At 53.7% G+C, this 20,041-nt stretch carries 21 protein-coding genes, 2 pseudogenes and 1 other annotated feature; of the genes and pseudogenes, 10 read left to right on the forward strand and 13 right to left on the reverse strand.

Features of this window, described 5'->3' with window-relative positions; all coding sequences use genetic code 11:
- Positions 1–42 precede the first annotated feature (42 nt).
- Positions 43–1,026, forward strand: a complete 984-nt coding sequence (gene wzzB / locus OGY62_RS17585; RefSeq protein WP_058669373.1) for an LPS O-antigen chain length determinant protein WzzB — start codon at positions 43–45, stop codon at positions 1,024–1,026.
- A gap of 79 nt (positions 1,027–1,105) precedes the next feature.
- On the opposite strand, the gene hisIE is transcribed toward wzzB, so the two are convergent.
- The 9 genes from hisIE to hisL all read right to left on the reverse strand — a co-directional run bounded on the left by hisIE (position 1,106) and on the right by hisL (position 8,341).
- Positions 1,106–1,717: a bifunctional phosphoribosyl-AMP cyclohydrolase/phosphoribosyl-ATP diphosphatase HisIE gene (gene hisIE, locus OGY62_RS17590; RefSeq protein ID WP_047462646.1), complete on the reverse strand. Its 612-nt coding sequence runs from the start codon at positions 1,715–1,717 to the stop codon at positions 1,106–1,108.
- Positions 1,711–2,487, reverse strand: a complete 777-nt coding sequence (hisF, locus tag OGY62_RS17595) for an imidazole glycerol phosphate synthase subunit HisF (RefSeq protein ID WP_110494068.1) — start codon at positions 2,485–2,487, stop codon at positions 1,711–1,713. The genes hisIE and hisF overlap by 7 nt, the downstream gene beginning before the upstream one ends.
- Positions 2,469–3,206: a 1-(5-phosphoribosyl)-5-[(5-phosphoribosylamino)methylideneamino]imidazole-4-carboxamide isomerase gene (gene hisA / locus OGY62_RS17600; RefSeq protein ID WP_286460349.1), complete on the reverse strand. Its 738-nt coding sequence runs from the start codon at positions 3,204–3,206 to the stop codon at positions 2,469–2,471. Before hisA ends, hisF begins: the two co-directional genes overlap by 19 nt.
- Positions 3,206–3,796 carry an imidazole glycerol phosphate synthase subunit HisH gene (hisH, locus tag OGY62_RS17605; protein ID WP_071258894.1) on the reverse strand — a complete coding sequence of 197 codons (591 nt, stop codon included), beginning with the start codon at positions 3,794–3,796 and terminating at the stop codon, positions 3,206–3,208. The genes hisA and hisH overlap by 1 nt, the downstream gene beginning before the upstream one ends.
- Positions 3,796–4,863 (reverse strand): bifunctional histidinol-phosphatase/imidazoleglycerol-phosphate dehydratase HisB, encoded by a 1,068-nt coding sequence (gene hisB / locus OGY62_RS17610; protein WP_047462654.1) that lies wholly within the window; start codon positions 4,861–4,863, stop codon positions 3,796–3,798. Before hisB ends, hisH begins: the two co-directional genes overlap by 1 nt.
- Complete coding sequence (hisC, locus tag OGY62_RS17615; RefSeq protein WP_058669369.1) at positions 4,860–5,939, reverse strand: histidinol-phosphate transaminase; 1,080 nt, start codon at positions 5,937–5,939, stop codon at positions 4,860–4,862. Before hisC ends, hisB begins: the two co-directional genes overlap by 4 nt.
- Entirely contained in the window at positions 5,936–7,240 is a 1,305-nt protein-coding gene (hisD, locus tag OGY62_RS17620; protein WP_286460350.1) for a histidinol dehydrogenase, read from the reverse strand. Before hisD ends, hisC begins: the two co-directional genes overlap by 4 nt.
- 5 nt (positions 7,241–7,245) lie before the next feature.
- Positions 7,246–8,145: an ATP phosphoribosyltransferase gene (gene hisG / locus OGY62_RS17625; protein ID WP_058669367.1), complete on the reverse strand. Its 900-nt coding sequence runs from the start codon at positions 8,143–8,145 to the stop codon at positions 7,246–7,248.
- A 45-nt stretch (positions 8,146–8,190) separates the two neighbouring features.
- Positions 8,191–8,315, reverse strand: a sequence feature (His leader region).
- Positions 8,291–8,341: a his operon leader peptide gene (hisL, locus tag OGY62_RS17630; protein ID WP_001364200.1), complete on the reverse strand. Its 51-nt coding sequence runs from the start codon at positions 8,339–8,341 to the stop codon at positions 8,291–8,293. It overlaps the preceding feature by 25 nt.
- A gap of 175 nt (positions 8,342–8,516) precedes the next feature.
- Between hisL and OGY62_RS17635 the strand changes: the two genes are divergently transcribed.
- From OGY62_RS17635 to OGY62_RS23435, 5 genes and pseudogenes are all read left to right on the forward strand, one after another.
- Positions 8,517–9,341: an SDR family oxidoreductase gene (locus OGY62_RS17635; protein ID WP_049009132.1), complete on the forward strand. Its 825-nt coding sequence runs from the start codon at positions 8,517–8,519 to the stop codon at positions 9,339–9,341.
- Between the two features lie 41 nt (positions 9,342–9,382).
- Positions 9,383–10,367, forward strand: a pseudogene (locus OGY62_RS17640) (LysR family transcriptional regulator).
- 161 nt (positions 10,368–10,528) lie between these two features.
- Complete coding sequence (yoeI, locus tag OGY62_RS17645) at positions 10,529–10,591, forward strand: membrane protein YoeI (protein WP_099433339.1); 63 nt, start codon at positions 10,529–10,531, stop codon at positions 10,589–10,591.
- Positions 10,581–11,942 carry an APC family permease gene (locus OGY62_RS17650; RefSeq protein WP_024130202.1) on the forward strand — a complete coding sequence of 454 codons (1,362 nt, stop codon included), beginning with the start codon at positions 10,581–10,583 and terminating at the stop codon, positions 11,940–11,942. Before yoeI ends, OGY62_RS17650 begins: the two co-directional genes overlap by 11 nt.
- A gap of 110 nt (positions 11,943–12,052) precedes the next feature.
- Positions 12,053–12,136 (forward strand): annotated as a pseudogene (locus tag OGY62_RS23435) (hypothetical protein); the annotation flags it as partial.
- Positions 12,137–12,149: 13 nt separating this feature from the next.
- On the opposite strand, the gene sbcB reads toward OGY62_RS23435, so the two are convergent.
- Complete coding sequence (sbcB, locus tag OGY62_RS17655) at positions 12,150–13,574, reverse strand: exodeoxyribonuclease I (RefSeq protein WP_286460351.1); 1,425 nt, start codon at positions 13,572–13,574, stop codon at positions 12,150–12,152.
- Positions 13,575–13,798: 224 nt separating this feature from the next.
- On the opposite strand from sbcB, the gene dacD reads away from it, so the two are divergent.
- From dacD to OGY62_RS17675, 4 genes are all read left to right on the forward strand, one after another.
- Positions 13,799–14,971: a serine-type D-Ala-D-Ala carboxypeptidase DacD gene (dacD, locus tag OGY62_RS17660; protein ID WP_286460371.1), complete on the forward strand. Its 1,173-nt coding sequence runs from the start codon at positions 13,799–13,801 to the stop codon at positions 14,969–14,971.
- Positions 14,972–15,219: 248 nt separating this feature from the next.
- The gene (gene sbmC, locus OGY62_RS17665) at positions 15,220–15,687 is read left to right on the forward strand and encodes a DNA gyrase inhibitor SbmC (RefSeq protein WP_012131750.1); all 468 of its coding nucleotides are present in this window, start codon (positions 15,220–15,222) and stop codon (positions 15,685–15,687) included.
- Between the two features lie 143 nt (positions 15,688–15,830).
- The gene (locus tag OGY62_RS17670; RefSeq protein WP_012131751.1) at positions 15,831–16,889 is read left to right on the forward strand and encodes an FUSC family protein; all 1,059 of its coding nucleotides are present in this window, start codon (positions 15,831–15,833) and stop codon (positions 16,887–16,889) included.
- A gap of 172 nt (positions 16,890–17,061) precedes the next feature.
- Positions 17,062–17,397, forward strand: coding sequence for a DUF496 family protein (locus OGY62_RS17675; protein ID WP_024130204.1), 336 nt, complete (start codon positions 17,062–17,064; stop codon positions 17,395–17,397).
- Between the two features lie 33 nt (positions 17,398–17,430).
- Here the strand turns inward: OGY62_RS17675 and OGY62_RS17680 are convergent, their stop codons facing one another.
- The 3 genes from OGY62_RS17680 to pduV all read right to left on the reverse strand — a co-directional run bounded on the left by OGY62_RS17680 (position 17,431) and on the right by pduV (position 20,041).
- Positions 17,431–18,297 carry a GHMP family kinase ATP-binding protein gene (locus tag OGY62_RS17680; RefSeq protein WP_047462679.1) on the reverse strand — a complete coding sequence of 289 codons (867 nt, stop codon included), beginning with the start codon at positions 18,295–18,297 and terminating at the stop codon, positions 17,431–17,433.
- Positions 18,298–18,389: 92 nt separating this feature from the next.
- A complete protein-coding gene (locus tag OGY62_RS17685) occupies positions 18,390–19,604 on the reverse strand; it encodes an acetate/propionate family kinase (protein WP_130029173.1) in 1,215 nt (404 codons plus the stop codon).
- Positions 19,589–20,041 carry a propanediol utilization protein PduV gene (gene pduV / locus OGY62_RS17690; protein ID WP_214143297.1) on the reverse strand — a complete coding sequence of 151 codons (453 nt, stop codon included), beginning with the start codon at positions 20,039–20,041 and terminating at the stop codon, positions 19,589–19,591. The genes OGY62_RS17685 and pduV overlap by 16 nt, the downstream gene beginning before the upstream one ends.

The following is a 20,041-nucleotide window of genomic DNA, read 5'->3' on the forward strand; positions in this document are numbered from 1 at the left end:
TACACTGTCTCCAGCTTAAGCATTTTCTTAGTTAGGGTACTGATGACAGTGAACAATAACAATGCTACCGGGCGCAGTAATGACCCGGAACAGATTGATTTGATTGATTTAGTGATGCAATTGTGGCGCGGAAAAATGACAATCTTTGTGTGTGTCATTGTCGCAATTCTATTGGCTGTTGGTTACATCCTGGTAGCGAAAGAGAAATGGACCTCTACCGCCATTATCACCCAGCCGGATGTAGGGCAAATTGCTGCCTACAACAACGCGCTGAATGTGCTGTACGGTGATAATGCGCCCAAGGTAACTGATGTTCAGACGAATTTTATTGGCCGATTTAGCACGTCCTTTTCGGCATTAGCAGAAACGCTGGATAATCAGGAAAAACCGGAAAAACTGACAATAGAGCAGTCAGTAAAAGGGCAGCAGTTACCGCTGGCCGTCTCTTACGTCGGAGAGTCTGCGGAAGGGGCGCAACGCCAGTTAGCAGAGTATATCCAGCAGGTAGATGAGAGCGTTGCGAAAGAACTGGACGCGGATCTGAAAGATAACATCAAGTTGCAGACAACTACGCTTGAGGACTCGTTAAAAACGCAGGAAGTGGTCGCGCAGGAGCAAAAAGATTTGCGTATCAAGCAAATTCAGGAAGCATTGCGTTATGCGGAACAGGCGAATGTGATAAAGCCACAAATTCAGCAAACTCAGGATGTTACCCAGGACAGTATGTTCCTTCTTGGTAGTGATGCGCTGAAATCAATGATCGAACACGAGGCCACGCGTCCGCTGGTTTTCTCTGGTGCCTACTATCAGACCAAGCAAAATCTGCTGGATATCGGAAATCTGAAAATCGAAACCGCATCCATTCACGCCTACCGTTACGTCATGAAGCCGACGCTACCAATTCGTCGTGACAGTCCGAAAAAGGCAATTACGCTGGTTCTGGCGGTATTACTGGGCGGGATGATTGGTGCGGGTGTGGTGCTGGGACGTAATGCGTTACGTAACTATAAGCCGAAAGCGCAGTAATTTATTGTTATCCTGGATGGCGCTACGCTTATCCGACCTACAAAAAACCGGGCATTGCCCGGTTTTTTCGTATCTGAAGTTATTGATGACGCTTACGTAAATTCTCAATGACGGTCGTTAAATCAAGGTCCTGGTCCTGTAGCAGCACCAGCAGGTGGTACATCAAGTCGGAGGCTTCATTGGTCAGCTCAAAACGGTCATGTACCGTTGCGGCCAGCGCGGTCTCGACACCTTCTTCACCCACTTTCTGCGCGATACGCTTGGTGCCGCTGGCGTAAAGTTTCGCCGTGTAAGAGCTTGCCGGATCGGCAGTTTTACGCTCGGCTAACAGTTGCTCAAGTTGATACAGGAATAACCACTGATGGCTGGCATCCCCAAAGCAGCTACTGGTGCCTTTGTGGCAGGTTGGTCCAATTGGATTGGCCAGCACCAGCAGTGTGTCGTTATCACAATCCGGCGCAATGCGGACTACCTTCAGGAAGTGGCCGGATGTTTCGCCTTTGGTCCATAAACGCTGTTTGGTTCGTGAGAAGAAAGTGACGTTGCCGCTTTCGATTGTTTTATCCAGCGCTTCAGGGGTCATGTAACCCAGCATCAATACTTCACCGGATACCGCATGTTGCACGACAACCGGCATCAATCCGTCGGTTTTTTCCCAGTCGAGTTCGCGGCGCTGTTGCTCTGTTAACATATCCTGATCTCCACGCCCTGTGCTTCCAGGTACGCTTTTAATTCACCAATATTAATAATCTGTTTGTGGAAGACGGAGGCAGCAAGCGCCCCGTCGACATCGGTATCGCGGAAGGCTTCAAGGAAGTGCTCCATCGTGCCCGCGCCGCCGGAGGCAATCAGCGGTACATGACAGATGTCACGGACTTTTTTCAGTTGCTCCAGATCGTAACCGTTACGCACGCCGTCCTGATTCATCATGTTAAGCACGATTTCACCGGCCCCGCGTTTTTGCACTTCCTGCACCCAGTTGAGAGTTTCCCACTGCGTCACGCGGGTACGGCTTTCATCGCCGGTATACTGGTTGACGTGATACTTGCCGGTTTCGGCATCAAACCAGGTATCAATGCCCACGACGATGCACTGTACGCCAAAACGGTCAGCAAGACGGGTGATCAGCGTTGGGTCGGCCAGCGCAGGGGAGTTGATGGAAATTTTATCAGCGCCGAAAGAGAGGATTTTAGCGGCGTCATCAATAGACCTGATGCCACCCGCGACACAGAATGGAATGTCGATCACTTCCGCGACGCGCGACACCCAACTCTTATCAACCACGCGCCCGTCGCTGGAAGCGGTAATATCATAGAATACCAGCTCGTCTGCGCCTTCATCGGCATAGCGTTTTGCCAGCGGGACGATATCGCCGATGATTTCATGATTGCGGAACTGTACGCCTTTTACCACCTGACCATCGCGTACGTCCAGGCAAGGGATTATACGTTTTGCCAGCATTGGATGGCCTCCTTAACGGTAAATTTACCTTCCAGTAGGGCGCGGCCGACAATCACGCCGCGAACGCCCGTGCCGCGCAGAGCGGCCACGTCCTCAATCCCGCCAATTCCGCCGGAAGACTGAAAGGCGATCTGCGGATATTTCGCGCACACTTCGTCATATAATGAGACGTTGGAACCCGCCAGCGTGCCGTCACGGGAGATATCGGTGCACAGTACATGCTTCAGGCCAACCGGCAGATAAGTCTCGACCAGCTCTTCCAGCGAAACGCCGGAGTTCTCCTGCCAGCCGCTGACGGCAACCTGTTTGTTGCCCCGATCATCAATACGCACATCCAGCGCCAGCACCAGCGTGTCAGCGCCAAAGCGCTCAAACCAGCCTTTGACCACCTCGGGAGATTTGACCGCCGTGGAGCCGACCACCACGCGGGCAACGCCTGCGTCCAACAGCGCCGCAACATCGTCTTCAGTACGTACGCCGCCGCCAACCTGCACGGGCACATTCACGCCTGCGACCAGCGTTTTAATCAGCGGGATCTGCCGTCTGGCCGGATCTTTCGCCCCGGTCAAATCGACCAGATGCAGTACTTCGGCGCCCTGGGCGGCATAATCCCGCAGGCGGGGAAGGGGATCGTTACCGTAATCACGCTGCCGGGCGTAGTCGCCCTGATGGAGACGCACTACGGTGCCATCGATCAAATCTAATGCCGGAATAATCATCACATCTCCAGGAAGTTTTTCAGCAACTGCGCGCCAGCGGCGCCGGAGCGTTCCGGGTGGAACTGCACGCCGAAGAAATTGTCTTTTTGCACTGCCGCAGTGAAGGGTTCGCCGTAGTTGCATTGAGCAATGGTCCACGGATTTACGGGCATAGCGTAGCTGTGAACAAAGTAGAACCAGGCGCCATCTTCAATGCCCTGGAAAAGACGATTACCCGCCTGCGGGTAAACGCGGTTCCAGCCCATATGCGGGAGCGGCAGGCCAAAATCGGTCATCTTCGGGACGTCCTGGTCAATAATGCCCAGAAGGTCGACGCCGTTAGTCTCTTCACTGTGGCGCCCGAGGATCTGCATGCCTAAACAAATTCCCAGAACGGGCTGAGTACAAGCCTTAATCAATTCGACAAGCTCACGCTCGCGCAACTGATCCATCGCCGCCTGGGCGGTTCCCACGCCGGGCAGGAAGAGTTTGTCAGCTTTTAAGACGACCTCCGGGTCGCGGCTGACCTGCGGATCATAACCGTGGCGCGCCACGGCGGATTTCACCGAGTTCAGGTTGGCGCAGCCGGTATCAAGGATGACGACGTTCATCACAGCACTCCTTTAGAAGAAGGCAGCGTGTCGCCTTCTACCCGAATGGCCTGGCGCAACGTGCGGCCAAACGCTTTAAACAGGCTTTCTACACGGTGGTGATCGTTTTTACCTTTGGTCTTCAGGTGCAGCGTCACGCCCATGGTGTAGGAGAGCGAGCGGAAGAAGTGTTCAACCATCTCGGTGCTCAGATCGCCCACGCGCTGATAGGTAAACTCGGCTTTATATTCCAGGTGCGGGCGCCCGGAGATATCCAGTGCGCAACGCGCCAGGCATTCGTCCATCGGCAGCACAAAACCAAAGCGGTTGATGCCGCGCTTATCGCCCAACGCCAGCTTTAGCGCCTCGCCCAGCGCCAGACCGGTATCTTCTACCGTATGGTGATCGTCAATATAGAGGTCGCCCTTGACCGCGATCTCCATACGGAAACCGCCATGCGTGGCGATCTGATCGAGCATATGGTCAAAGAAGCCCACGCCAGTATTGATCTTGCTGCCGCCTTCGCGATCCAGCCACACCTTGACGTCAATCTGCGTTTCTTTGGTATTGCGTTCAACGTGGGCATAGCGGTCGCGTTTTGTCAGCTGTTCGCCAATCATCGTCCAGTTCAGGGTTTCACGGTTATAACGTAACCCGTTAATGCCCATGTTTTCGGCCAACTGGATGTCGGTAGCGCGATCGCCAATCACGTAGCTGTTGGCGCTATCCATCGCCTGTTCAGCCAGATAACGTTCAACCAGCTTTACCTTCGGCTTACGGCAGTCGCACTCATCCGCTGGCAGGTGCGGGCAGATAAGCACTTCATCAAACAGTACGCCCTGGGAGGTGAAAACCTGCATCATCAGGTCGTGCGGGCCGTCGAAGTCTGCCTGCGGGAAGCTCTGCGTTCCCAGCCCGTCCTGGTTGGTGATCATCACCAGCTTAAAGCCGGCTTTTTGCAGCTTCAGCAGAACCGGCACCACGTCCGGTTCAAAGGCGAGTTTGTCAAAACGATCCACCTGAAAATCACTCGGTGGTTCGGCAATCAGGGTTCCATCACGGTCAATAAAAAGATACTTCTGGCTCATACTTGCTCCGCACGTAAGGCGTCAATGACGCGCTGGCTTTCTTCGCGGGTTCCAACAGTGATACGCAGACAGCCGCTTAAAGAAGGTTGTTTATTCTGATCACGTAAGATAATGCCCTGATCCCACAGAGATTTAAACACGCTACTTGACGCGGTAAAACGTGCCAGAATGTAGTTGGTTTCTGAATCGAACACCTGTTCTACGCAGGCAATCTCTTTCAGCGCATTAACCAGATACTGACGTTCCAGCAGAATCTGCGCCACACGCTCGCGCATCGCGTTGACGCCTTGCGGCGTCAACGCCTGAGCGGCAATATCGGCGACCGGCGTAGAGAGCGGGTAGGGGGCGATGACTTTCAGCAGCAGGTTGATGACCTCTTCATTCGCCAGCGTAAATCCGCAGCGCAGACCGGCGAGCGCAAAGGCTTTGGAGAGCGTGCGCAGCACCACCAGATGCGGGTATTCAGAGAGCCAGCCAGCCAGCGTCGCCTGTGGGCAGAATTCAATATAGGCCTCATCCGCTACCACAATGGCGTTGCCGCGCGTCATTTCCAGCAGAGTACGTAAATCCTGTGGATTGATAAGCTGCCCGGTCGGGTTGTTGGGGCTGCATACAAACACCACTTTAACGCCGTCGAGTTTATCGGCAATGCCCCGCAGATCCAGCTGCCAGTTTTCCAGCGTCGGAACCGTCCGGCATTCAACGCCAATGGTTTCCGCGCTGACGCTGTACATGCCGTACGTTGGCGGGCAATAGAGAATTGCATCTTTCCCTGGTTCGCAGAATGCGCGAATCAGCAGTTCAATACCTTCGTCTGCGCCACGGCTGACCAGCACCTGCCCGGGGTTCACTCCGGCGTACTGCGCATAATTTTCAATAACCGCTTTTGGCTGACATTCCGGGTAGCGGTTGAGCGTTTGCTGAGTCAGCTGAAACTCCACCGCCGTCGGGAACTCATTGGCATTCAGCCACACATCGCCATTACCGCCCAGACGGCGAGCGGACTGGTACGGCGTCAGGTTGCGAACGTTTTCCCGGGCTAAGTCGGTGACGCTGCGGGTATTTTCAGTGCTCATGCTTGCTCCTTAAGGGCGTTAACGCGCAGGGTGACAGCATTTTTGTGGGCGGTCAGCCGTTCTGCCGCAGCCAGCGTTTCAATGGTGGATGCCAGTGCGGAGAAACCCGCCTGCGACAATTCCTGAACGGTCATGCGTTTCTGGAAATCCGCCAGACCGAGGCTGGAGCAGGTGGCGGTATAACCATAGGTCGGTAGCACATGATTGGTGCCGGAAGCATAGTCGCCTGCGGATTCCGGTGACCAGTCACCGAGAAAAACGGAACCCGCGCTGGTAATATCCTCCACCAGATCGCGCGCCTTGCGGGTCTGAATGATCAGGTGTTCCGGCCCATACTGGTTCGAGATGGCGACGCACTGGGCTAAATCTTTCGTCACGATCAGACGGCTGGCGTTTAATGCCTGACGCGCCGTTTCCGCACGCGGTAACTCCGCTAACTGGCGTTCGACGGCCTCCGCGACGTTCTGCGCAATACCGGCATCCGGGGTCAGCAGGATGACCTGAGAATCCGGGCCGTGTTCCGCCTGAGAGAGCAGGTCAGACGCCACGAAATCTGGCGTGGCGCCGCTGTCGGCGATCACCAGCACTTCAGAAGGGCCGGCAGGCATATCAATTGCCGCGCCGTCGAGACGCTGGCTGACCTGGCGTTTCGCCTCGGTGACAAACGCGTTGCCGGGGCCAAAAATTTTGTCCACTTTTGGCACGGATTCGCTGCCGAACGCCAGAGCGGCAATGGCCTGGGCACCGCCGACGTTGAAGATTTCCTGCACGCCGCACAGCTGCGCAGCGTAAAGGATTTCATCCGCGATAGGCGGTGGCGAGCACAACACCACTTTTTTGCATCCGGCAATACGCGCGGGCGTGGCGAGCATTAATACGGTGGAGAAGAGCGGGGCAGAGCCGCCCGGGATATACAGACCGACAGATGCGACAGGGCGCGTCACCTGCTGACAGCGAACGCCGGGCTGCGTTTCAACATCTACCGCCGGTAGTTTTTGCGCATTGTGGAAGGTTTCGATGTTTTTTACCGCTACCGCCATCGCCTGTTTGAGATCGTCGCTCAGACGCGCGCTGGCCGCGGCAATCTCTTCGGCGGGCACTTTCAGCGCTGCGACGTTCGTTTTATCAAACTTTGCGCTGTATTCGCGCAGGGCGTCGTCACCGCGTGATTTCACATTATCCAGGATCTCTGCGACGGTACGGGTAATGCTGTCGGAGGCGGAAATAGCCGGACGCATCAGCAATGCACGCTGCTGTTCAGTATTGCAGCTATTCCAGTCGATGATTGTATTAAAGCTCATGGCCGTCACTCCATCATCTTTTCAATTGGCAGCACCAGAATAGAGCTGGCGCCGAGCGCTTTCAGTTTTTCCATCGTTTCCCAGAACAGGGTTTCGCTGCTGACCATGTGCATGGCGACGCGCTGCTGATCGCCCGCCAGCGGCAGAATGGTCGGACGCTCTGCGCCCGGCAGCAGGGCGATGACTTCATCCAGACGCTCGCTTGGCGCATGCATCATGATGTATTTGGATTCACGCGCCTGAATAACGCCCTGAATACGGGTCAGCAGTTTGTCGATAAGCTGTTGTTTGGCTTCGGCCATTTCGCCGTCACGCTGGATCAGGCAGGCTTTGGAGCGGTAAATCACCTCGACTTCACGCAGACCGTTAGCTTCCAGCGTCGCTCCGGTCGACACCAGATCGCAGATGGCATCGGCCAGACCCGCACGCGGAGCGACTTCAACAGAACCGTTTAACAGACAGGATTTAAACGACACGCCTTTCTGATCCAGATAACGCTTAAGCAGGTGCGGGTAAGAGGTAGCGATACGCTTGCCGTCAAGGGAAGCCGGGCCGTCCCAGGCTTCATCGACGGCGGTGGCCAGCGAGAGGCGGCAGCCGCCGAAGTCGAGACGGCGCAGGGTGTAGTAGCGCGGGTCTTCGCCCTGCGCGCGGCGGCTCAACAGCTCTTCTTCCAGAACGTTTTCCCCGATGATCCCCAGATCGACAACGCCATCCATGACCAGACCGGGAATATCGTCATCACGCACGCGCAGAATATCAATCGGCATATTCTCCGCCATCGCAATCAGACGCTGGGTGTGCAGGTTGATTTTAATACCGCAGCGGGCCAGTAATTCGCGTGAATCATCGCTTAAACGGCCTGATTTCTGAATAGCTATGCGTAAACGGGTGTTATCTAACATTCTTTTTTCCTCTTTATCCTGTCTGAACCGGTCTGAATTGCGCACAAAAAAAAGCCCCCGGAAGAATGATCTTCCGGGGGCTTTCTCATGCGTTCATGCACCACTGGAAGATCTGAATGTCTTCCAGCACACATCGCCTGAAAGACTAGTCAGGATGATGGTGATGATGGTGGTGTTTAAATTGAACGCGTGTCATAAAATTCTCGATGAATGCTTATTCATTTGATGCCTTTTAACCTAAACCACTTTAGCGCCGGAAAGCAAGGGCTTTTTTTCATCATTAATTCATTTCATATTGAAGGTATGAATTGTCAGTCCCGGCGGGCTGGCGTAGCCTTAGATAAGATGGCGTTAAAGTCAGGAGAGAACGCATGAAAAAGGTCGCAATTGTCGGTTTAGGATGGTTAGGAATGCCGCTGGCGATGTCGCTGACGGCAAGAGGCTGGCAGGTTACTGGTACGAAAACCACGCAGGATGGCGTGGAAGCGGCCCGCATGAGCGGCATTGAGAGCTATCCGCTGCGCCTGGAACCTGAGCTGGTTTGCGAAACGGACGATCTTGATGCGCTGATGGATGTGGATGCTCTGGTCATTACGCTGCCCGCTCGCCGTAGCGGGCCAGGGGAAGATTTTTACCGCCAGGCAATACAGGAGGTGGTCGACAGCGCGCTGGCGTATCACGTTCCGCGTATCATTTTTACCAGTTCCACGTCAGTGTACGGCGATGTGCACGGCATTGTGAAAGAGACTACGCCGCGTAATCCCGTCACGGCGAGTGGGCGCATCCTGAAGGAACTCGAAGACTGGCTGCACAATCTGCCCGGCACCTCCGTCGATATTCTGCGTCTGTCCGGGTTGGTAGGGCCAGGACGACATCCGGGGCGTTTCTTTGCCGGTAAAACCGCGCCTGACGGTCAGCAAGGTGTGAATCTGGTCCACCTGGAAGATGTGATTGCCGCTATTACTCTGCTGTTACAGGCACCTAAAGGGGGACACATCTATAATATATGTGCGCCTTCGCATCCGGCGCGTAATGTGTTTTATCCGCAGATGGCGCGTTTGCTGGGTATGGAGCCGCCGCATTTTCTGGAAAGCCAGAGTAACGATAAAGGCAAGATTATTGATGGCAGCCGGATTTGTAATGAACTCGGGTTTGAATACCAGTATCCCGACCCGCTGGTGATGCCGATGGAGTGACGCGCCAGCAGACTACCGCCATACACCGCAAGGGGGCGAGTATGAAACCACTGCTGGACGTTCTGATGATTCTCGATGCGTTAGAGAAAGAGGGGAGCTTTGCGGCGGCGTCGGCAAAATTGTTTAAGACGCCGTCAGCGCTCAGCTATACCGTCCATAAACTGGAAAGCGATCTGAATATCCAACTGTTGGATCGCAGCGGGCATCGGGCTAAGTTTACCCGCACCGGTCAGATGCTGCTGGAAAAAGGCCGGGAAGTTCTGCATACCGTGCGCGAACTGGAAAAGCAGGCCATCAAACTTCACGAAGGCTGGGAGAACGAACTGGTCATCGGTGTGGACGATACGTTTCCTTTTTCTCTCCTTACTCCCCTCATTGAATCCTTCTACCAACATCACAGCGTAACGCGCCTGAAATTCATAAACGGCGTGCTGGGCGGTTCCTGGGAGGCGCTGACGCAGGGGCGCGCGGATATCATCGTTGGCGCGATGCACGATCCGCCCTACGCCAGTGGTTTCGGTTTTGCGCGTCTGGGAGAGCTTGAGCAGGTTTTTGCGATTGCCCCGCATCATCCACTGGTGCAGGAAGAAGAGCCGTTGAGTCGGCGCACAATAAAACGGTTCCGCGCGATTGTGGTCGGCGATGAGACGCATCCGGCGTGTTCGGCAAGCGCGCAATTGCTTGATGATCAGGAAGCCATAACGGTTTTTGATTTTAAAACCAAACTGGAACTGCAAATCAGCGGCCTGGGATGTGGGTATTTACCGCGCTACCTGGCGCAACGCTTTCTGGACAGCGGTGCGCTTATTGAGAAGAACGTGGCGGCGCAGATCGTGTCGGAGCCGGTGTGGATGGGCTGGAACGAACAGACGGCCGGACTGGCCAGCGCGTGGTGGCGAGATAAAATTTTAGCAAATAGTGCTATTGCTGGCGTCTATACAATGGGGGATGCTGGGAAATCAAACAGTTAATAAAAAATATTTTTTGACGGGGCTCTCATTCTCTTGTCATTTCGCCTTAATTTAGTGCACAATGCGCCGCTTGCAAAAAATGACATTAACCGACGTTTTAATACGCGTCGGTTATTTTTTTGCATCAAACCAATCATTCAATAAAAGAGGCCGGGCTTCGTACCGGATAGATACTTACTAAAAACCGACAGTTGTTGTCGCTGAGGAATCCAGAAAATGGGGCAATTTTTTGCTTACGCGACGGCATTCGCCGTAAAGGGGAATGACCATGTCGCATAACGTTACTCCAAACACCTCTCGCGTGGAATTGCGTAAGACGCTTACGTTGATTCCGGTTGTAATGATGGGTCTTGCCTATATGCAGCCGATGACGCTGTTCGATACATTTGGTATCGTCTCAGGCCTCACTGACGGTCACGTTGCGACGGCGTATGCCTTTGCGCTGATCGCGATTCTTTTTACTGCGTTGAGCTACGGTAAACTGGTGCGTCGTTTCCCGTCCGCTGGCTCCGCGTACACTTACGCCCAGAAATCCATCAGCCCGACTGTAGGCTTTATGGTGGGCTGGTCATCGCTGCTGGACTACCTGTTCATGCCGATGATCAACATTCTGCTGGCGAAAATTTACTTTGAAGCGCTGGTGCCGACAGTGCCGTCGTGGATCTTTGTGGTGGCGCTGGTGGCCTTTATGACCATCTCTAACCTGCGCAGCATCAAGACCGTCGCTAACTTCAACACCCTGATTGTTATTCTGCAAATGGGGATTGTAGCGGTGATCGTCGGCCTGATTATCTACGGTGTGTCTCACGGCGAAGGTGCGGGTACGCTGGTAAGTTCCCGTCCATTCTGGTCTGAAGGCGCGCACGTTGTGCCGATGATTACCGGTGCGACAATCCTGTGCTTCTCGTTCCTCGGCTTTGACGGTATCTCTTCTCTGTCTGAAGAGACTAAAGACGCGGAGCGCGTTATTCCACGCGCGATTTTCCTGACGGCGCTGATTGGCGGCCTGATCTTTATCGCGGCGTCTTACTTCCTGCAACTGTACTTCCCGGATATTTCGCGCTTTAAAGACCCGGATGCATCACAGCCTGAAATCATGCTGTACGTTGCGGGTAAAACCTTCCAGTGGGGCGTGCTGATTTTCTCCAGCGTGACCGTACTGGCATCCGGTATGGCGGCACACGCGGGCGTTTCCCGTCTGATGTACGTCATGGGTCGTGACGGCGTGTTCCCGACGCGTTTCTTCGGCTACGTTCATCCGAAATGGCGTACTCCGGCGTGGAACGTGCTGCTGGTTGGCGCGATCGCACTGCTGGCGATTAACTTCGATCTGGTTACGGCGACGGCGCTGATCAACTTCGGTGCGCTGGTGGCGTTTACCTTCGTGAACCTCTCCGTGATTTCCCAGTTCTGGATTCGTGAGAAGCGCAACAAAACGCTGAAAGACCACTTCAACTATCTGGTTCTGCCGGTGTGCGGCGCGCTGACTGTTGGCGCACTGTGGATCAACCTGGAAGAAAGCTCAATGACTCTGGGTCTGATCTGGGCAGGTATTGGCCTGGTGTATCTGGCTTGCGTGACCAAAAGCTTCCGCAATCCGGTACCGCAGTACGAAGATATCGCACAGTAATGAAATGACCTTTCACAGGTAAAAAACCGGAGACATGTTCTCCGGTTTTTTTATGCAAAAATCTGTAGGCCGGATAAGGTCATCGGCCGTCCTTCGGCACAACGCCAACGCCGGATGGCGCTTCGCTTATCAGGCCTACGGCTGCCTATTTTTGTAGGCCGGATAAGGCGTTTACGCCGCCATCCGGCAAAAGCGACGCGTGGCTCCTCAGACAATCTCTTCTGCGTACTGCCAGAGTGATTTCAGCAATGCCAGTTTCTCTTTATCGTCAGCATATTGCTGATACAGCATCTGTAACTCTTCCGCATACCGTTGCAAAAACTCTGGCGTAAACACCTGACGACGATGCTCCAGCCAGCGTTGCTGTTCGGTTTCATCCAGCGTTCCCGGGAAGTTACGGGCGCGATAGTTAAACAGCAGTTTTTCAATCCGCTTATCGACAAACGTAATATCCAGCGCGGGCAAATTGCGCGGTTCGGTTTCCAGCACGATTTTCATGGCGGCACGATCGGCGTCGCTGAAAAAGCCATTGTATAGCTGCGCATCGACGTTTTCAGACGGCGTAAACGGCTCGGCCTCAGCGAAGATTGCCACAACCTTATCGCGTACCTGCGGATTATCGCGCAGCACTTTCAGGTTATTGAGACAGTGCTGACGGTTAATCCCCAGGCGATCGGCATCCTCCGGGCGGAGCGTATTAGCCTGAGCCAGCACCGGGCATTTATTGATGTGTACCAGTTTTACCGGAACTGCGGCGTTATCGCCGAGGTCGGCTTTAGCGGTATATAACCGCTCGCGCAGGGTATTGCTGTCCAGCTCCAGTAATGGCGACATATCGCCCGCCAGATCCACCATAATGACCGCGTTGCGGTTTTCTGGATGCCAGGCCAGCGGCGCAACCCAACTGGTGTTGCCGCGCCAGGCGCCAAACATACCGGAGATATGTACTAGCGGTTTCATTTGCGGCACATCGATCAACGCCGCCAGTTTATGTTTGTTGCGATGCGTGTAAAGGTAGTCAAACAGACGCGGCTGGCGCGACTTCACCAGTTGCGCCATAGCGATGGTGGCGTACACGTCTGCCATTGCATCGTGCGCGTTGGCATGTTCGATCCCGTTGGCTTTGGTCAAGTGCTCAAGGCGGAAGCTGGGCAATCCGTCGTCATTTTCCGGCCAGTTTATGCCTTCCGGGCGCAGGGCATAGCAGGCGCGCATCACATCCAGCAAATCCCAGCGCGAGTTGTCGTGCTGCCAGCTCCAGGCATAGGGATCGTAGAAGTTGCGATACAAAATGTTACGCGTGACTTCATCATCAAAACGGACATTGTTGTAGCCGATGACACAGGTTTTTGGCACGGTGAACAGCGAATGAATACGTCTGGCAAAGGCGGCTTCGTTCTCTCCTTTGTCGCGCGCTTCCTGCGGCGTAATCCCGGTGATGAGCACAGCTCCTGGCTGAGGCAGGTAATCATCGGCGGGCTTGCAGTAAAAGACTTCAGGTTCGCCAATAATGTTAAAGTCGCTATCCGTGCGGATGGCGGCAAACTGTGCGGGTCTGTCCAGCGCCGGGTGAGTCCCGAAGGTTTCGTAGTCATGGAACAGGAAGGTAGGGTGCTGCTTGCCGTCATTCATTGTTCAGTTCTATCCGTTACTGTGTGTTTGCGCGGTTCTGCGCAGCAGGGTATCAAATCCTGGCGGTGTTATCAGCTTCTGAGTCGTTATTGGGAGCGTTAAGGTTACACTGTCCGGCACTGCATTGAAAAACGTGCGTTATGTCACATTTTCTTGCAATTTATCCCTGTTTGTTTATCAGAACTTCCGTAAAAAGAACGGCAAATTATGACTTTCCTGAGGAAATAGTGTTGAAACGCCGTTTGTTTATTGCCGCTTCACTTCTCGCGATGAATCTTTCTTCCGCTCTGGCTGCCAATGTGCCAGATTTTTCTCCCCAGCCTCCGGCCATTCAGGCAGGGTCATGGGTACTTATGGATTACACCACGGGTCAAATTCTGACCGCAGGTAATGAACATCAGCGGCGTAACCCGGCCAGCCTGACCAAGCTGATGACCGGCTATGTTGTCGATCGCGCTATCGACAGCCATCGTATTAGCCCGGACGATATCGTAACCGTTGGACGTGATGCCTGGGCCAAAGACAACCCGGTGTTTGTGGGATCTTCATTAATGTTTCTGAAACAAGGGGAGCGCGTTTCGGTTCGGGATCTCAGCCGGGGGCTGATTGTTGACTCTGGAAACGATGCCTGCGTTGCGCTGGCGGATTACATTGCCGGAGGGCAACCGCAGTTCGTCGCCATGATGAATCACTACGTTGAAACCCTGAAATTGCAGGATACCCATTTTGAAACGGTACACGGACTGGATGCGCCAGGCCAGCACAGCTCAGCCTATGATCTGGCGGTATTGTCCCGCGCCATTATTCACGGTGAGCCTGAGTTTTATCATATGTACAGTGAAAAGAGCCTGACATGGAACGGTATTACCCAGCAGAACCGTAACGGACTGCTGTGGGATAAAACCATGAATATCGACGGGTTGAAAACCGGCCATACCTCCGGCGCGGGTTTTAACCTGATTGCCTCAGCCGTGGACGGGCAGCGTCGTCTTATCGCCGTTGTGATGGGCGCGGAAAGCGCGAAATGGCGCGAAGATCAGGCACGTAAGTTGTTGCAATGGGGACAGCAAAATTTCGATACGGTACAAATTTTACGCAGTGGCAAACAGGTTGGCACGGAACGTATCTGGTACGGCGATAAAGAAAATATTGCTCTGGGCACCGAGCAGGATTTCTGGATGGCGCTGCCGAAAACCGAAATTCCGCATATTAAGGCCCGGTATGCCCTTGATAAAAAAGAACTTGAAGCCCCTATTGCCGCACATCAGCGGGTTGGTGAAATTGAGCTATACGATCGGGATAAACTGGTGGCGCACTGGCCTCTGGTAACGCTGGAGTCTGTTGGCAAAGGCGGCGTTTTTTCCCGACTGAGCGATTACTTCCACCATAAGGCGTAACCCCCTTTTCTGACACGGCAGACTGGTAAGAGTGCGAGTCTGCTCACATACTCATCATGATTTCCTTGTGACCTTTATATGCAAAATCTTATACTGTGTTTATATACAGTATAAGATTTGCCGGAGGGGACATCGCTTCCTTATCCGGCGCTGACTTCAATGCATTATGGAACACCGTCGACCTGATACGCGCAGCGCCATCAGGTCGACGGTGTGCTATCAGTCTCAGTGAAACTATCGGAGGCAGTATGGACTACGAAATCAGGCAGGCAGAGAAGCGTAATATCGCCGGTTTTCACATGGTCGGCCCGTGGGAAAAAACGGTGAAGCAAGGTTTTGAACAACTCATGATGTGGGTTGACGGGAATCAGGTTGTTCCGCTCGAATGGATCGCGGTTTACTACGATAATCCAGATGAGGTTCCGGCGGAAAAACTCCGCTGCGATACGGTGGTGTCTGTCCCGGATAATTTCACCATTCCGAAAAATAGCGAAGGCGTCATCCTGACGGAGATCGCCGGCGGGCAGTATGCGACAGCGGTGGCGCGCGTTGAGAATCATGATTTCGCGACGCCCTGGTATCAGTTCTTCAATAGCCTGTTACAGGACAATCACTACCAGATAGCGGCTAAACCGTGTTTTGAGGTCTATCTTAACAATGGAACGGAAGACGGGTACTGGGACATTGAAATGTATGTACCCGTACAGTCGAAATAGCCCTGTGTAAATTGTACGCAGTACCCGGCGGATAGGCGTCGTGACGGGGCAGTTTACGTGCGAGTCCTGTCCGCTATAGTGATATTTTCGCTGCAAAAGCGGGTACAATTCGTTTTTTGGTCATTTCCAGACGGAGTGCGTGAGTGCGGGCTGATAAATCGCTGAGTCCCTTTGAAATTCGTTTATATCGCCATTATCGTGTTGTACACGGCATTCGCATTGCGCTGGCGTTTATTCTCACTTTCCTGCTGGTTCGACTGTTCAACATCCCGGAAGGCACCTGGCCGCTGATTACACTGGTCGTCATTATGGGGCCGATCTCCTTTTGGGGGAACGTGGTTCCCCGTGCGTTTGAGCGCATCGGCGGCACGATTCTGGGGTCGGTATTAGGTCTTGTAGCGTTACGTCTGGAGCTTTTTTCCCTCCCGCTGATGTTGATCTGGTGCGCTGCGGCAATGTTCTTGTGCGGTTGGCTGGCGTTAGGGAAAAAGCCGTATCAGGCTCTGTTGATCGGCATCACGCTCGCCGTGGTGGTAGGCGCGCCGGCAGGCGACATGAACACGGCATTGTGGCGTGGTGGGGATGTTATTTTAGGTTCGCTGCTGGCGATGCTGTTCACCGGCATCTGGCCGCAACGCGCGTTTTTACACTGGCGCATTCAGATGGCGCATTGTGTGACGGCGTACAATCGGGTCTATCAGGCCGCGTTGTCGCCAAATTTGTTAGAGCGTCCCCGGCTGGAGAAGCATTTACAGAAACTGCTGAGCGACGTCGTCAAAATGCGTGGGCTGATTACGCCAGCCAGCAAAGAAACCCGTATTCAAAAGTCGATATTCGAAGCGATTCAAACCGTGAACCGCAATTTGGTCTGTATGCTTGAGCTGCAAATTAATGCGCACTGGGCATCTCGTGCCAGCCATTTTGTGATGCTGAATGCGCATACGCTGCGCGAAACGCAGCAAATGACGCAGCAAACGTTACTCACCATCGCCCATGCGCTGTTCGAAGGCAACCCACAACCGGTACTGGCAAACACGGAAAAACTCAATGAGATTGTCGCGGAGCTGCGCCAGTTGATAAACGAGCATCATGGTAATACCGTGGCTGAAACGCCTATTCATGGCTATGTTTGGCTAAGTATGGAGACGGCGCGGCAACTGGAGCTGCTCTCCCATTTGATCTGCCGGGCATTGCGCAAATAAAAAGCAGATGACGCTCGTGATTCGGCTGCTGCTTCGATTCAGCACCGATTAAGGGTATGATACTGAAAAAGGATAAAACCATTGTCATCTGCAACGGCTAAAAGTAATGTTTACCCTAACGTATAGCGGTTGCTTAAACGAATCCGAATCTCACATTATCAGGGGTGTAAAAATGGAAACCAACAAGCCTTCTTTCCAGGACGTACTGGAATTTGTTCGTCTGTTCCGCCGTAAGAACAAACTGCAACGTGAAATCCAGGACGTTGAGAAAAAGATCCGTGACAACCAGAAGCGTGTTCTGCTGCTGGACAACCTGAGCGATTACATCAAGCCAGGTATGAGCGTTGAAGCGATCCAGGGCATCATCGCCAGCATGAAGAGCGACTATGAGGACCGCGTTGATGATTACATCATCAAAAACGCAGAAATTTCTAAAGAACGCCGCGACATTTCTAAAAAGCTGAAAGCGATGGGCGAAATGAAAAACGGCGACGCAAAAGCAGAGTAACAGCCTGTGGCAGTGGGGAACACCGCGAGTTCCTCACTGCAATTCAACCCCGCCAGTGACCATCTTCAGCAAATGCTGATCGGGCCAGTGTTCCGTCAGTTTTCGTTGTGCGAGTTCCCACTTAATATGGTCAACGTCATGGCGCTGCCTGTCCAGCATCAGCCCGACAACGCTTCCGCTGTGCGCCACATTCAGACCGTATAAATCACATGCTTCCACCAGCGCCAGCAGGGCATCAAAGCCTGGCTTTGGTAACAGTTGTTGGCTGGCGATAGCGCTGAGCGTGGCGGCTTCCCCCATCCGACGAGGGTTTTGCGTTATGCAGGCTTCCTGCACTCTCTCCCATGCCTGCTGCAACATCGCCGCCCCCGCATGCAGACGTTCCAGTCGGGGGATGCGGTGATAATCCGCCGTGCGCAACGTTATTGGGCTTTCGAGGACTAAAAGATCAAGCTGTGGCTGCGCTTCACAAGCCATTTGCGTAGAAGCATCATTGTGATCGAAAAGCGTCAGTTGACGGAAAATGGTGCTGTCGGTGGGTTCAAGCGAAACACACAGATGTGCAAGCGTGGGTTCATCCAGCGTATGCCCCAGATGGTGTGCGGTTGCGACCGCCGTTGCCGCGATATCTGCGGTACTGCTGGCCATCCCTTTGGCGACGGGAATGGTGGAATGCACTGCGATCCGAATCTCCTGGCTCCACTGCGCAGGGTAGCGCCAGTATTCCAGTAGCCGATTGACCATTGCGCGTGAAAGGGGACGCTCATCCGCAAGGGGAGCGCCCGAGCTTACTTCCACGGTGCTGTACCATTCGACAGGGCAGGAGACCAGTTTCTCACTGCCCAGAATCCAGCCCTGGATAAGTTCTCCGCATGACGCGGGGCATTGCGCAACAGCCACGTTTTCACCTTTCTGGTCAGCAATCCTCGGCGCATAGTGTCACGGCGATTGCGCTATTACCATGATTTTCCGCAAGTTGCAGTCGGGCAAAATCAGGCGGAAACGTCAAATGTGACCTTGTCACTTAACGCAATCCGCATCACATCTTGCGCGATCATAAGCTCTTCATTGGTATTAATGACCGCCACTTTCACCACTGCGTTTTCAGCCTGAATAAACGTAGCGTTGCGCAGGTTTTTTTCCTCATCAATACTCAACCCCAGGAAATGCAGATTATGGCAGACTGCCGCTCTGGCACGGGCGGAGTTTTCGCCGATTCCACCGGTAAAAATGAGCGCATCCAGACCGCCCATTTGCATGATATAACTGCCGATTGTCGCGCGAATGCGCTCAGCAAATAGCGTAAGCGCAAGCGCCGCCCGGCGATTTCCGCCATCGGCGGCCTGCTCAACGTCGCGGTAATCATGCGAAACGCCGGAAATGCCCAGCAGCCCCGACTCATTGTTTAATAAATAATTAAGCTGCTGGGGCGTTTTCCCTTCACGTTCTGCAATCCAGGGCAGAATGGAGGGATCGATGTCTCCGCTACGGGTTCCCATCATCACGCCTGATTGCGGCGTAAATCCCATTGATGTATTGACGGATTGCCCCCCTTTGATAGCGCAAATGCTGCTGCCATTACCCAGATGGCAGCAAATAACGCGTAAGGCGCTGAGCGGGACGCCCAGTCTTTCAGCTAATGCTGTGCTGACATATTTATGGCTGGTACCGTGAAAACCATAGCGGCGAATACCCAGCTCGGTGTAATAACGCCAGGGCAGAGGGTAAATATAGGCCGACTCGTCCAGCGTCTGATGAAAGGCGGTATCGAATACGGCCACAGAAGGCGTTGAGGGTAACAGCTGGCGAAAAATATGAATACCGAGCGCGTTAACCGGGTTATGCAACGGGGCCAGTTCGGCGAGACGCTCAATTTGAGCGAGCGTTTCATCGGTCACGCGCGCCGAATCCTTAAAGAACTCTCCGCCGTGCGCTACGCGATGACCCACGCCGTCAATATCCTGTAAGGTATTAATGATGTGATGACTGAGGAGCTTATCCAGCAGCAGGGTAACGGCTTCGCGGTGATCGGCGATGGGGGCCGTTTCCTGCCATTTTTGCGCGGATGTTTTCATTGTGACTCTGGCGTTCGCCATTCCGATACGTTCGATTAATCCCTGGCAGATCATTTCGCCCTGCGGCATTGCCAGCAACTGGAATTTTAGCGACGAGCTACCGGCGTTAATCGCCATTATTTTGTGAGACATAAGGGTTCCTTAGCACTCAGAAAAACAAACATTTCATCAATCCCGGATTTCATCAGCGCGCTGGTGACAAAAATTTTCTGCGCGCCGGCTTGAATCAGCCAGTTCTCCACGCATGAGATACGTGACGAATCCGCCAAATCAGATTTGGTGACGATCCCGATAACGGGTTTGTTCATTGGGCCGGTAAAACCGGGGGAGAAGGGCGACCACGGCGCATCGGCATTAAGAACCAGCGCGATAATGTCGGCTTCACAGGCGCTTGCCAGCAGCGCGCTATACAGACAGCGGTTCTCCAGATATTCGCCTGGCGTATCGATCGTGCCGGGCGACCAGACAATAGCCTGTGTTTTCTGGTAATGGAGCGCTTCGCCGTTCAGACTCTGTGTAAGAGAGGTTTTTCCGCACTGGCTGGGGCCGATTAACATAATGCGTTTCAT

The sequence above is a fragment of the Citrobacter sp. CK198 genome (assembly GCF_030333295.1).
Classification (GTDB): domain Bacteria; phylum Pseudomonadota; class Gammaproteobacteria; order Enterobacterales; family Enterobacteriaceae; genus Citrobacter_B; species Citrobacter_B koseri.